Origin of the sequence: Actinoplanes sp. NPDC023801, from assembly GCF_040639655.1 — a bacterium.
GTDB lineage: Bacteria > Actinomycetota > Actinomycetes > Mycobacteriales > Micromonosporaceae > Actinoplanes.
This window is the reverse complement of the sequence record NZ_JBFAAI010000026.1, coordinates 73,546-86,410: the sequence shown is the minus strand read 5'-3', so window position 1 is coordinate 86,410 and position 12,865 is coordinate 73,546. Positions and strand designations below refer to the sequence as shown.

10 protein-coding genes are annotated in these 12,865 nt (G+C 70.5%); 5 read left to right on the top strand and 5 right to left on the bottom strand.

Annotation, left to right across the window (positions count from 1 at the left end; genetic code table 11):
- The first annotated feature begins 19 nt into the window (after positions 1–19).
- From AB0G04_RS33875 to AB0G04_RS33865, 3 genes are all read left to right on the top strand, one after another.
- Positions 20–1,408 (top strand): MFS transporter, encoded by a 1,389-nt coding sequence (locus AB0G04_RS33875; RefSeq protein ID WP_360991294.1) that lies wholly within the window; start codon positions 20–22, stop codon positions 1,406–1,408.
- A 65-nt stretch (positions 1,409–1,473) separates the two neighbouring features.
- A complete protein-coding gene (locus AB0G04_RS33870) occupies positions 1,474–3,105 on the top strand; it encodes a DUF885 domain-containing protein (protein WP_360991292.1) in 1,632 nt (543 codons plus the stop codon).
- Positions 3,106–3,179: 74 nt separating this feature from the next.
- Positions 3,180–5,690: an RICIN domain-containing protein gene (locus AB0G04_RS33865; protein WP_360991290.1), complete on the top strand. Its 2,511-nt coding sequence runs from the start codon at positions 3,180–3,182 to the stop codon at positions 5,688–5,690.
- A 12-nt stretch (positions 5,691–5,702) separates the two neighbouring features.
- On the opposite strand, the gene AB0G04_RS33860 is transcribed toward AB0G04_RS33865, so the two are convergent.
- A complete protein-coding gene (locus AB0G04_RS33860) occupies positions 5,703–6,569 on the bottom strand; it encodes an aldo/keto reductase family oxidoreductase (RefSeq protein ID WP_360991288.1) in 867 nt (288 codons plus the stop codon).
- Between the two features lie 66 nt (positions 6,570–6,635).
- On the opposite strand from AB0G04_RS33860, the gene AB0G04_RS33855 reads away from it, so the two are divergent.
- On the top strand, positions 6,636–7,049 hold the full coding sequence (locus AB0G04_RS33855; protein ID WP_360991286.1) for a helix-turn-helix domain-containing protein: 414 nt from the start codon (positions 6,636–6,638) through the stop codon (positions 7,047–7,049).
- Here the strand turns inward: AB0G04_RS33855 and AB0G04_RS33850 are convergent.
- The 4 genes from AB0G04_RS33850 to AB0G04_RS33835 form a co-directional block, all read right to left on the bottom strand.
- Positions 7,046–8,587 carry a ricin-type beta-trefoil lectin domain protein gene (locus AB0G04_RS33850; protein WP_360991284.1) on the bottom strand — a complete coding sequence of 514 codons (1,542 nt, stop codon included), beginning with the start codon at positions 8,585–8,587 and terminating at the stop codon, positions 7,046–7,048. The genes AB0G04_RS33855 and AB0G04_RS33850 overlap by 4 nt on opposite strands.
- A gap of 671 nt (positions 8,588–9,258) precedes the next feature.
- Positions 9,259–9,885 (bottom strand): GPP34 family phosphoprotein, encoded by a 627-nt coding sequence (locus AB0G04_RS33845; RefSeq protein WP_360991281.1) that lies wholly within the window; start codon positions 9,883–9,885, stop codon positions 9,259–9,261.
- Positions 9,886–9,887: 2 nt separating this feature from the next.
- Complete coding sequence (locus AB0G04_RS33840) at positions 9,888–10,103, bottom strand: hypothetical protein (protein ID WP_360991279.1); 216 nt, start codon at positions 10,101–10,103, stop codon at positions 9,888–9,890.
- A gap of 4 nt (positions 10,104–10,107) precedes the next feature.
- Positions 10,108–11,019, bottom strand: coding sequence for an SPFH domain-containing protein (locus AB0G04_RS33835; RefSeq protein ID WP_360991276.1), 912 nt, complete (start codon positions 11,017–11,019; stop codon positions 10,108–10,110).
- A 133-nt stretch (positions 11,020–11,152) separates the two neighbouring features.
- Here AB0G04_RS33835 and AB0G04_RS33830 point away from each other — a divergent pair, with 133 nt between their 5' ends.
- Positions 11,153–12,757: a peptide chain release factor 3 gene (locus tag AB0G04_RS33830; protein WP_360991274.1), complete on the top strand. Its 1,605-nt coding sequence runs from the start codon at positions 11,153–11,155 to the stop codon at positions 12,755–12,757.
- The last annotated feature ends 108 nt before the right edge of the window (positions 12,758–12,865 follow it).

The following is a 12,865-nucleotide window of genomic DNA, read 5'->3' as shown; positions in this document are numbered from 1 at the left end:
AGAGATCGAGGACCTGCAGATGAGAAGTGAGCGGATGCGCTGGCTGGTGCTGGTCGTCGGCATGCTGGCGATGATCGCGGGAAGCACGTTCCAGTTCGGGCTCGCCTATCTGATCCCGGCATTCCGCGACGAGGGCCTGACGCTCGAACAGGCCGGTCTGCTCGTGGCCTGTCCCACCGCGGGTGTGATGCTCACACTCATCGCCTGGGGCGCCGCCGCCGATCGGTGGGGCGAGCGGATCGTGCTGTCCACGGGCCTCGGGCTGGCCGGTGTCTTCCTGCTCGCCGCCCGCCTGGCGCACGGCACCGTCGGACTGGCCGTCTGGCTGGCGCTCGCCGGAGCTGCCGGAGCCTCGGTCCTGGCGAGCGGCCGGCTGATCCTCGGCTGGTTCGCCCTGCACGAACGCGCCCTGGCGATGGGTATCAGGCAGAGCGCCCAGCCGATGGGTCTCGCACTCGCCGCGGCCACCCTGCCGGCGCTTGCCGGCGGCGGCACCGATGTACCGCTCGTCTTCCTGGCGGTGCTGTTCTTCGTCGCGGCGACGACGGCGTTCGCATTGGTCCGCGATCCGGCCCCGGTTCCACCGGCAGCGGGCGGAAAGCCGGCGGACGGAAAGCCGGCGGACGGCAGGCCGGGGGACGGCAGGCCGGTGGCCGGCAGGCCGGGGGACGGAAGATCGGGGGACGGGAGGCCGGGCGACGGGAAGTCGGCGGCCGGAAAGTCGGGGGACAGGAGGCCGGCGGACGGCCGGCCGGCTGAGCACGAGCCGATCTCTGGAACGCCCTATCGCACGCCCACCCTGTGGCGCATTCACGCCGCCAGCGCGCTGCTGGTGATCCCGCAGTTCACGATCACGACCTTCGCGCTGGTGTTCCTCACCGACACCCGTGGCTGGAGCGCCCTTGCGGCCGGGCACCTGCTGGCCGGGGCCCAGGTGTGCGGTGCGCTCAGCCGTCTGGGGGCCGGGTACTGGTCCGACCGGACCGGGAGCCGCCTGAATCCGATGCGGATCATTGCGGTGACCACCGGCGCGGGCATGTTGACGCTGGCCGCCGCTGCTGCGGCCGGGTCGGGCCTGGCGGTTCCGGTTCTGCTCTTCCTCGGCGTGGTGGCGGTGAGCAGCAACGGCCTGTCGTTCACCGCCGTCGCCGAGTACGCGGGTTCGGCGTGGGCCGGCCGTGCCCTCGGCATCCAGACGACCGGCCAGAACGTGTTGACCGCCGCCACCCCGCCGGTCCTGGCCATGACGATCGGCGCTGCGGGCTTCGCGCCGAGCTTCGCCGTGGTGGCTGCGTTTCCTCTGATCGCCGCCCTGCTCGTGCCGGTGGCATCCGAGCAGACCGAGACGGGAGCCGCGCCCGGCGAGTCGGAACCAGCAAACGAAACGGCTCCGGTGCACCGCTCATAGAGCCCGAGGCGCGCCGGGAGCCGCGACCCTGTTCCCGTCGGGCCGGAATCTGCCAGGATGTCGCGGTGACGGTACGTGAACTCGGCGCGGCGTTCTTCGACCGGCTCAACAGTCACGATCCGCTGGGTGCGAGCCTGGTCGGGCTGACCGCCTACGACGCGATGCTGCCCGACCTGCGGCCGGAGGCGGACCGGGCCGCCGCCGCGTTCTTCCGGCGGATCGCGCGGGACACCGGGCAGGCGGACGGCGACGACACCGATCGCGAGGTGTTGCGCTGGATGGCGGACACCGCCGCCGACGAGGCCACGCACTGCCTGTGGGAGGCCAACGCCTCGGCCATGTTCTGCGGTTCCCCGCAAGGTTCCTATTTCGCGGCCGGTGCCGGCCTGCGGCTGCCGGGGGCCGCCCGCTTCTTCGACGGCCTCGCCGACCGCTACTGGGACGCGTCGGGCCGGGGCCGCCCCAGTACGCGGGCCGGTATCGAGCAGGCCGTGGCCCAGCTGACCGAGCATCTGGGGCGGCCGGTCGGCGACGACGACCCGCACCGGCGGCTGATCGAGGACGAGGTGCGTCCAGCGATGCGCCGGCTTGCGGACACGCTGAGCGGGGAGCTCGCCGCGGTGGCCCGCGACGACGAGCACGCCGGCATCTGGGCGGTGAGCGGGGGAGAGGCCGGATACCGGGCGGCCGTCGCGGCGCACACGACCCTGCCGGTCAGCCCGGAAGAGGTTCAGGAGCTGGGCGTACGGCTGCTCGCCGAACTCGACGAACAGTGGTCGCGACTGGGTGGGGAGGCGTTCGGGCTGACCGATCCGGTGGCGATGCGGGCGCGTCTGCGTGACGACCCGGATCTGCGGTTCACCAGCGCCGGCGAGATCCTGGCGGCGGTGGCGGCGGCGCTGCATCGGGCCGAGGCGCGCGGCACCGAGATCAGCTCGGTCGCGGCGGCGGTGCCGTGTGCCGTGCAGCCGGTGCCGGCCGAGGACGCTGCCGCCGCGCCGGCCGCCTATTACGCGCCGCCGGCTGGGGACGGCAGCCGTCCCGGGACGTTCTTCGTCCTGACGACGGAGCCGCGGCAGCTGAGCCGCTTCGCGATGGAGGCGATGACGTTCCACGAGGCGGTACCGGGGCATCATTTCCAGGCGGTCGCCGCTCAGGGGCTCGGCACGCTGCCGGACTTCCGGCGGCACGTCGACGCGCGGCTCAGCGCCTACGTGGAGGGCTGGGCTCTCTACGCCGAGCGGCTCGCGGACGAGATGGGTCTCTACTCGTCCCCGCTGGCCCGGCTCGGGCAGGTGGCGCTGGCCGCGCTGCGTGCCGCGCGTCTGGTGACCGACACGGGCCTGCATGCGCGGCGCTGGTCGCGGGACCGGGCGCGGAGGTTTCTGCGCGAGCACACCGTGGAGTCGGAGCGCAGCGTGTGCCAGGAGGTCGACCGTTACATAGCCTGGCCCGGTCAGGCGCTTGCGTACAGCGTCGGGGTCCGGGAGATCCTCCGGCTGCGGGAGAGCGCCCGTGCGGCGCTCGGCTCACGCTACCGGCCGGCCGCCTTCCATGATCAGGTGCTGGGTGCCGGTCCGGTCCCGCTCGGTGTCCTCGCGACGATCATCGAGCGGTGGGTCAAGACCGAGGAACAGAGACCGAACGGCAACATATTCGCGCACGATACGACAGACATTGACACGGGTCGTATTTAACAGGTTGGATTCCTAAGAGATGTTCGTGTGCGGCATCCACCGGCCGTGCCTCACGTTGTCCGAGGAGTCCGCCCATGCCGCGACGGCTGCTGGCCACCGTCACCGTTCTCGTCCTGATCGCCGGTGGCCTCGCCGCCACCACCGCTCCGGCCGCCGCCGCCGACCCGCCGGGCCCCTATCCGCCGGTCGGCGCGGGCACCACATTTCTGAACAAGGACACCTTCGTCGGCGGATTCAACGATCCGGCCTGGTACCGGGCCAACATCCCGTTCCTAGAGGTGCCCGACCGGCAGATCCAGGACGTCTACTACTACCGCTGGAAGACGTGGAAGGAGCACCTGGTCTACACCGGACCGCAGTTCGGCTGGATCTCCAGCGAGTTCCTCAACCCGGTCTTCTACGGCGCACCCTACGGCGGCATCTCCGCCGCGGCCGGGCATCACATCAACGAGGGCCGGTGGGTACGCAACAGCCAGTACCTCGACGACTACATCAACTACTGGCTCACCGGTCCCGGCGCGGGCCCGAAGCCGGCCGAGGAGCCGGTCAACCCGAACACCACCGACTGGGGTCACGAGTACAGCTTCTGGGCGGCCAGTGCGGTCTGGAACCGGTTCCTGATCAACGGCGACCGGGCCTTCGTGACCGCACAGCAGCAGGCCCTGCAGCGGTTCTACGACCGATGGAATGTGCAGTTCAACGCCGCTCTCGGACTCTACTGGCAGGTGCCGGTGTGGGATGCCAGCGAACTGTCGGCCGCCTCCTACCAGTCCCCGGACCCCTATCACGGCGGCGCGGGTTACCGGCCGAGCATCAACGCCTATCAGTACGGTGACGCGCGGGCCATCGCGGCGATCGCCGGGCTCAACGGCGACACGGCCACCGCGAACACGTACCACGCGCGGGCGGCGGCGCTGAAGTCGAACATTGACGCCCGCCTGTGGGATCCGCGGCGCGGCTTCTACTACCACGTGATGCGCGACCAGAACCCGGGCCTCAGCAGACTCGACACCCGCGAGCACATCGGATTCGTACCGTGGATGTTCGGTATGCCGGACGCGAACCGGTCGTCGGCGTGGGCACAGATCACCGATCCGCAGGGCTTCCGTTCGGCGTACGGGCCGACGACCGCGGAACGGCGCAGCCCGCAGTTCATGCGGGAGGCGCTGGACGGGTGCTGCCGCTGGAACGGGCCGTCGTGGCCGTACGCCACCTCGCAGGTCCTCTCCGGTCTGGCGAATCTGCTGCAGGACTATCCGGCACAGCCGTACGCCGGAAAGGCCGACTTCGTCGATCTGCTCCGCGGGTACGCGTCGACGCAGTACCGCAACGGCGTCCCCTACGTCGCCGAGGCGCACCACCCGGACGAGAACCGGTGGATCTACGACGGGCGCGGGCACAGTGAGGACTACAACCACTCCACCTACGTCGACAACGTCATCTCCGGTCTGATCGGGGTGGACGGCCGCGCCGACGACGCGGTCACGATCAAGCCGCTCGCGCCGGCGAACTGGGATTACTTCCTGCTGGAGAACGCGCCGTACCACGGGCACAACCTGACCGTGCTCTGGGACCGCACGGGCGGCAGGTACGGCCGGGGCGCCGGGCTGAAGGTGTACGTCGACGGCGTACAGGCGGCGGCGCAGCCGGGTCTGGAGCCGTTGACCGTCAATGTGGGGAACCCGGTTGCCCCGCCCGCCGGGGAGCGGGTCGACATCGCCGCGAACCCCCAGCGGCACGGCAACGGCGCCCCGCAGCCGTTCGCCTCCTACACGTTCACCGTCGACAACGCGTGGCGCACCATCGACGGCAACATCTTCGAGAACAACGTCCCGCAGAACACGCGCTGGACCACGTACAGCTCACCGAATGCGACCGACCACCTCGGCGTCGACTTCGGCCGGCCGGTGACCGTCGACGATGTGCGGCTGTACTTCTACGACGACGGCGGGGGAGTGCGCGTCCCCACGAGCTACGAGCTGCAGTACCACACCGGCACCGAATGGCGGACCGTGGCGACCGGCGCGTCACCGGTCGCCAACGGGCTCACCCGGCACACGTTCGTACCGGTCAGCGCCTCCAGGCTGCGGGTGGTGGCGCCCAACCGGGGCGGTGGCGCCGGCTGGGGCCTGAGCGAACTGCAGGTGTGGAGCCGGCCCACCTTCAAGATCTTCAATCGGCACAGCGGCAAACTGCTTGCCGTCAGCAACGCGTCCACGGCCGGCGGCGCGCCGGTGCAGCAGTACAGCGACACCGGCACGATGGATCACCGCTGGGAGCTCGTCGACAACGGCGACGGATGGTTCCGCATCAGGAACCTGAACAGTGACAAGGTCCTCGGCGTGGCCGGCATGTCCACGGCTGACAGTGCCCAGGTCGTCCAGTTCGACGACAACGGCACCGCCGACCACCTGTGGCTGCCCGTGGACGCCGGGAACGGCAACTTCAAGCTGGTCAACCGGCACAGCGGCAAGCTGCTGGCGGTCGACTCGATGTCGACCGCCGACAGCGCGAACGTGCAGCAGTACCGGGACAACAACACCGACGACCAGCAGTGGCAGCTGCGGGTGAGCGTGGGCCGCTGAGACCGGCCGGCTTCAGCGGCCGATCTCGTCCAGCTCGGCGATGTCGCCGGGAGCGAGCCGCAGGGCTGCCCCGGCGACGTTCTCGCGCAGGTGGGCCACCTTCGAGGTGCCCGGGATCAGCAGGATGTTCGGTGAGCGCTGCAACAGCCACGCCAGCGCCACCGACATCGGCGTCGCCCCCAGCCCGGCGGCCACCGCGGACAGCGCCGACGACTGCAGCGGGCTGAAGCCGCCGAGCGGGAAGAACGGCACGTAGGCGATCCCCTCGGCGGCGAGCTCGCCGATCAGTTCGTCGTCGTGGCGGTGCGCCAGGTTGTACATGTTCTGCACGCACACGATCGGTGCGATCGACCTCGCCTCGGCGACCTGCCCGGCGGTCGCGTTGCTCACCCCGAGATGCCGGATCAGACCCTGCCGCTGCAGGTCGGCGAGCGTCCCGAACGCCTCGGCGACCGGTACGGCCCGCGGGCCCTCGGCGTTCCCGAGCCGCAGGTTTACCAGGTCGAGCGTCTCCAGGCCGAGAACCTCCAGGTTGTCGTGCACGGCCCGGCGCAGGCTCTCCGGGTCGCGGGCCGGCGGCCAGCCGCCCTGCTCGTCACGGGTCGCGCCGACCTTGGTCACGATGTGCAGATCATCGGCGTACGGGTGCAGCGCCTCCCGGATCAGCTGGTTGGTGACGCGGGGGCCGTACGCGCCGGAGGTGTCGATGTGGGTGATGCCGAGATCGACGGCCTCGCGCAGGACGGCGAGCGCCCCGTCGCGGTCGGCCGGCGGGCCCATCACCCACGGGCCGGCGAGTTGCATCGCGCCGTATCCGAAGCGGGTGACGGTCAGATCGCCCAGCGGCCAGGTGCCGCCGGGAAGTGAGGTCGAAGCCATGCACTTACTGTGCGAGAGTTACTCTCTCCGGGGAAGTAGGCACTTGAAAGTGCGTAAGGGGTGGCGATGGCGACGACGGCGGCGCAGCAGAGGGCACAGGCCAAAGCGGAGTACGACGCCTTCCTGGCCGTGTGCCCCAGCCGCAAGCTGCTCGAACGGATCTCCGACAAGTGGGTCGCGCTGATCCTGGCCGCGCTCGGCAGCGGACCGGACTGTGCCGGCGAGCCGCGGCCGATGCGCTACTCGGAACTGTCCCGCCTGCTCGCCGGCGTGAGCCAGAAGATGCTGACCCAGACGCTGCGTTCGCTGGAACGGGACGGGCTGGTCAGCCGCACCGTGGTGCCGACCGTGCCCGTCACCGTCTCCTACGAGCTCACCGCGCTGGGTCTGTCCCTGCACGAGACGATGCGCGGCCTCAAACGCTGGGCCGAGTCGCACATGGACGAGGTGCTCGAGAACCGCGCACTGCACGACACCTAGCCGCGGCGCCACTTCTGGTTCAGGGTGCCGCCGCACTCCCACAGCTGGAGCCGCGCGCCGTCGTTGCCGTTCCAGTCCTGGATGTCGATGCACTTGTTGGCCTGCGGGTTCACCAGGTCACCGGCGGCGCTGAGCACCCACTGCTGGGCCGGGTTGCCGTTGCACGTGACGATCTGCAGGACCGCACCGTTGGCGGTCGAGCCCCAGGGCACGTCCAGGCACTTGTTGCCGGTCCGCAGCGCGCCGCCGACCGCCTCCCAGCGCTGGGCGGCCGAGCCGTTGCAGGTCCACATCTGCACCAGCACGCCGTCGGAGAAGTCGCCGTTCGGCACGTCGAGACACTTGTTGTTCCAGTTGCTGATCACGGCGCCGCCGCCACCGCCGCCGGTCGTGGTGAGCGACAGGCCGTACACCGAAAGGATCTCGTTGACCGGCTGGAACCACATCGTGCCGCCGGTCATGCAGTTGCCGCTGCCGCCCGAGGTGACGCCCTGCGCCTGATTGCCGGAGATCCACGAGCCGCCGGAGTCGCCCGGCTGTGCGCACGCGTTGCTGCGGCTCAGGCCGGAGACCGAGCCCTGCTGGTAGTTGATCGTCTCGTTCTTGCCGAGCAGTGTGCCGCAGCGCCAGCCGGTGGTGCGCCCGGAACGGCAGATCGAGCTGCCGATCGCCGCCTCCTGCGATCCCGCGACCAGCACGTTCCCGCCGGAGTAGTTGTTCACCCACGGCTGCGAGACCCAGTTGCCGTTGGTGCGTACCCAGCCGTAGTCGTTGCCCGGGAAGGACGAGCCGGCGAACGTACCCTGCGCCTGGTTGTTGAATCCGAGCGTCGGGCTGCCGGTGCCGCCGCAGTGACCGGCCGTGACGAAGCCGCCGGACACGGCGAACCCGACCGAGCACAACGTGTTGCCGTTGATCACGTACTGGTCGCCACCGCGGATGTCGTACATCGGTTCCGGCTGCTCGGCGGCGGTCCGGACGGTGACCGCCCCGGCGCCGCTCGCCGCGGCGAACGCGCGGGCCCCGGCCTCGGCGCCCGGCTTGACGGTGACGACGACGCTGTTGGCCGCCGGATCGACATACCAGCCGCGTACGGTGTCCGGAGCCGCCGCGCCGTTGCGGTCCAGCCGGGCCTGCGCCGCGGCGAGGTCGCGCGCACTGCGCTTCACGATGGCCGGGTCGGCTCCTTCGGCCCGTACCTTCGCCGCCTCGGCCTCGCTGGTGACCGCGACGGTCAGGCGGGTGGCGCCGGCCGGGATCCAAGCCCCGCCGAACCGGTCGCCGAGCGCCTTGCGCAGTCGCTGTTCGACGACCGGCGCGGCCGCCTCGACGGTGAGCCGCCGGGCAATCTGGTCGTCGTCGAGTTTCAGGTCGCGCCGCATGGCCGCGAGCATGCCGGGTGCCAGGCCGAGGTCGGCGGGTGCGACGGCTGACGGCAGCGCGGGTCTGGGGTCGGCGTGACCGGCAAGGGGTGTCGCGGCGACCGCGGTGAGTGCCGCCGCGGAGCTGGCGAGTGCCTTGACGAGTGGGCGTGGCATGGGGGTCCTTTCATGCACGCACGACCGCACGGCCCGGTCGTGCCGGGACGTGGAGAAGCCGCTGGGCTGGGGATGGAGGGTAGAGAGCGCTCTCAGGGAGATTCTCAACCTTCGATTGTTAATCGTCAACAAACTTCATTGAATGCATGTGTCATCGGCGACCCCGAGGCGCCGGCCGGCCGCTGCTGGCCGGGTGCCCGCCGAACCCGTGTCAGGGGGCGCTGAGCAGCCCGGCGCCATGGGATCGCCGATTCCGCGCACGGCGGCCCGAGGACGGCTGGCAGGTGCTCGGACCGGACACCGGCGGCGACCGGCGCGAAGGTGAACTCGTCGTGCAGCGGCCAGGCCGGCGCGCGGCAGAGCAGATCGATCGCCTCGGCGAAGTCGGCGGCCGACCTCATAGGGTGAGCAGGCGCTTCGCTGGCCGGCGCGTCAGCCGGTCTCGCGTTTGACGGCGCCTACGGCGCCGGTGTCACGGCGAGAACATGGACGGCCGTGAGGATCTTTTCGGAAGACGAACAACCTGGTGTGGCATCAATGGGCCGCAAGCTTCGCGTGCAGGTCATGGGCCCGGCCGATCTGGTGCTGAGCACCGTCCGGCAGTGACGACTTCCGCACCGGGGGACGCGGGTGGTGGGCGGACGGGGCCCGTCCACCACCCGCGGAACGGGTTAAGCGGCGGCGGCGCTCGCCGAGGCCTCGATCGACTTGCGCAGGGCCGGGGCGATCGGCCCGCTCAGGTCGTTCAGGTGCTGGATGCGCTGCTTCTCGGCGCGCCGGGTCTGGCGGTCCAGGACAAGACTGAGCTCTCCGGCGGCGACGATGGCCACCATCGTGGCGTCGGTGTGATCGACCTTGCCGGCCGGGTCCCGCAGGGTGCCCCGGACCCGGCTGACCAGTTCCTTGCGGACCCGCGGATCCCGGATGGTCACCTTGGTCAGCGGAAATACCCCGAGGGCGCGGTACGGCTCGACGCGGATCCAGCCACCGTCGCTGAGCTGCTGGCGTACCGCTTTGACGGTCGGGCCCTGTCGCCGGTCGACCCAGTGCTGCCACTTGCGCGGCTTGGCCGCCTTGATCTCCTCGAGGACCGTGGCGAGGACCGGGTCGGAGCAGGGCTGCTCGCCGGCGACGGTGGCGCGCCCGCGCTCGTCGGTGAGCAGTCCCTTGAGGTACAGGTCGGCGAGCGCCGCCGCGCGGATCATGGCGCCGATCTCGGTGCCCACGCGGAACCGGCCCTTGTCCGGGTCGTGGGCCAGCAGGAAGATGCGCTGTGGGAGGCTGCCGGGCAGTGCCATCGTTATTCCTCTTCCGGCTCGGGGGTGGCGGGGGGTCTGCCGGGTCCTCGCATCCGGCTGACGCCTCCGGGGAGGCGCCCTGCGTCGCCGAGGGCCTTGCGCAGCAGGTATTCGATCTGGGCGTTCGTGCTGCGAAGCTCGTCCCCGGCCCACCGTGCCAGTGCGTCGTGCACGGCGGGATCGAGCCGGAGGAGGAGTTTCTTTCGCTCGGTAGCCATGGGCCTAGGAGTAGAGGGTTCCCGCGTTTACCACGGGCTGGGCGTCCCGATCGCCGCACAGGACGACCAGCAGGTTGCTGACCATCGCGGCCTTGCGCTCCTCGTCGAGCTCGACGACGTCGTGCTCGGCCAGGCGGTGCAGAGCCATCTCGACCATGCCGACCGCACCCTCGACGATCCGGGTCCGGGCCGCGACGACGGCGTTGGCCTGCTGACGGCGCAGCATGGCGTGGGCGATCTCGGGTGAGTAGGCGAGGCGGGTCAGCCGCGACTCGATGATTTTCACCCCGGCGGCGGCGACGCGCACACCGATCTCCTCCGACAGCCGCGCGGTGATCTCGTCGGCGTTGTCACGCAGCGACATGAGCGTGGTGTCGTGGGAGTCGTAGGAGTAGCTGTTGGCGATGTGCCGGACCGCGGTCTCGGTCTGGATGGCGACGAACTCGATGAAGTCGTCGACCTCGAAGACGGCGCGGGCGGTGTCCTTGACCTGCCAGACGACCACCGCGGCGATCTCGATGGGGTTGCCGTCGGCGTCGTTGACCTTGAGGACGTCGGTCTCGTGGTTGCGGATCCGGGTGGAGACCCGGCGGCGGGCGGTGACCGGGTTGACCCAGCGCAGTCCGTCGGTGCGGACGGTGCCGGTGTAGCGGCCGAGCAGCTGCAGGACGCGGGCCTCGCCGGGTGCCACCGGCGTGAGTCCGGCCAGAGCGAACGCGACCGCCAGCACGAGCAGGGCGCTCAGTGCGAGCAGGCCACCGACGGCCAGCGCGCTGTCCTGCTGGACGGCGACGACGAACACGGCCGTGCTGATCAGCAGCAGGACCACGGACAGTCCGAGGATCGGCCAGCCGGACGCGTCCCGGGCGGCGCGCTCGCGAACCTGCGGGGCGGGCAGGTCGAGGTGTTCGGTCATGTGGGCCTCCTCCGTGTAGCGATGTCCTGACAGTAGCAAACTGATATCACTTTTTCGACCCCGGGACCGTCGGCGGTTCAGGGCGACGGCGACCGTAAGGTTGCAGGGTGACCGGCAAGGAAAGTGGGAGCTAGTGAGTCAGAGTGTGCTGTCGTCCGCCGCGGGTGTCGCCGCGCAGGCGGCCCGGAGGCGTACGTTCGCGGTGATCTCGCACCCCGACGCCGGAAAGTCGACGATGACCGAGGCGCTCGCCCTGCACGCGCGGGTGATCGGCCAGGCCGGCGCCGTGCACGGCAAGGGTGACCGCCGCGGCGTGGTGTCCGACTGGATGGCCATGGAGCAGCAACGTGGCATCTCGGTCACCTCGGCCGCCCTGCAGTTCTCCTACGGCGACATGGTCATCAACCTGCTGGACACCCCCGGCCACGCCGACTTCTCCGAGGACACCTACCGGGTGCTCACCGCGGTGGACAGCGCCGTGATGCTGCTCGACGCCGCCAAGGGCCTCGAGCCGCAGACGCTGAAACTGTTCGAGGTGTGCCGCCAGCGCCGCATCCCGGTGATCACCTTCATCAACAAGTGGGACCGTCCCGGCAACGACGCCCTGGCTCTGATGGACGAGATCGAGCAGCGGATCGGCCTGAAACCGACCCCGCTCACCTGGCCGGTCGGCATCGCCGGGCAGTTCCACGGCGTGATCGACCGGCGTGACGGCGTGTTCGTCCGGATGCAGCGCGCTCCGGGCGGCGCCGACCTGGCCATCGAGGAGGAGATGAGCGACGCCGAGGCGGCGCAGCGCTACGGCGCCGACTGGGAGTCCGCCAACGAGGAGCTCGAGCTGCTCGCCATGACCGGGGCCGACCACGACCAGGCGGCGTTCCTGTCGGCGACCACCACCCCGGTGCTCTTCGGTGCGGCAGTCGCCAACCTGGGCGTACGCCAGCTTCTGAACGTCCTGGTGGAGCTGGCTCCGCCGCCGGACGCCCGGCCGACCGTCGCCGGCACCGACAAGGCGGTCGACAGCGCGTTCTCCGGCTTCGTGTTCAAGATGCAGGCGAACATGAACCGCACCCACCGTGACCAGGTCGCCTTCATGCGGGTCTGCTCCGGCCGCTTCGAGCGCGGCATGATCGTCACCCACGCCGGCACCGGGCGCCCGTTCGCCACCAAGTACGCCCAGCAGATCTTCGGTCAGGGCCGCGAGACGATCGACGAGGCTTTCCCCGGCGACGTGGTCGGCCTGGTCAACGCCACCGCGCTCGGCATCGGTGACACGCTGTACGTCGGCGAGCCGGTCCAGTACCCGCCGCTGCCGTCGTTCCCGCCGGAACACTTCGCCGTGGTGCGCACCGACGACACGTCGGCCTTCAAACGGTTCCGGCGCGGCATCGAACAGCTCGACGGCGAGGGCGTCGTCCAGGTGCTGAAGTCCGAGCAGCGCGGCGACCTGGCGGTGCTGGCCGCCGTCGGTCCCATGCAGTTCGAGGTCGCGACCTACCGCCTGGAGACCGAGTTCGGGGTCAAGGTCAAACTCGATCATCTGCCGTACGAGATCGCCGCCATCACCGACGCGGCCGGGCGCGAGACCCTGCGTACCGAGTCGAACGTCGAGGTGATGACCCGGGTCCGTGACGGCGCCCTGCTCGCGGTCTTCCCGCACCGGTGGCGGCTGCGCACCATCGCGGGCCGTCACCCCGACCTGCGTCTGGACGCGCCGATGGACACCGGCCAGTCGTAACCGATTCGCGCCCACCGGGCTGGCACGGCTGTCCTAGCATGATGTCTCCGCGCCGCCGCGCTCAGTGATCGCCGTCGTGCCGGGACCATGGTCGTCACCAACCTGCCG

Bases quoted from the DNA above. Each gene is read 5' to 3' on its own strand.
- AB0G04_RS33875 (WP_360991294.1), top strand. From the start codon at position 20: ATGAGAAGTGAGCGGATGCGCTGGCTGGTGCTGGTCGTCGGCATGCTG.
- AB0G04_RS33865 (WP_360991290.1), top strand. From the start codon at position 3,180: ATGCCGCGACGGCTGCTGGCCACCGTCACCGTTCTCGTCCTGATCGCC.
- AB0G04_RS33860 (WP_360991288.1), bottom strand. From the start codon at position 6,569: ATGGCTTCGACCTCACTTCCCGGCGGCACCTGGCCGCTGGGCGATCTG.
- AB0G04_RS33855 (WP_360991286.1), top strand. From the start codon at position 6,636: ATGGCGACGACGGCGGCGCAGCAGAGGGCACAGGCCAAAGCGGAGTAC.
- AB0G04_RS33850 (WP_360991284.1), bottom strand. From the start codon at position 8,587: ATGCCACGCCCACTCGTCAAGGCACTCGCCAGCTCCGCGGCGGCACTC.
- AB0G04_RS33845 (WP_360991281.1), bottom strand. From the start codon at position 9,885: ATGGCACTGCCCGGCAGCCTCCCACAGCGCATCTTCCTGCTGGCCCAC.
- AB0G04_RS33840 (WP_360991279.1), bottom strand. From the start codon at position 10,103: ATGGCTACCGAGCGAAAGAAACTCCTCCTCCGGCTCGATCCCGCCGTG.
- AB0G04_RS33835 (WP_360991276.1), bottom strand. From the start codon at position 11,019: ATGACCGAACACCTCGACCTGCCCGCCCCGCAGGTTCGCGAGCGCGCC.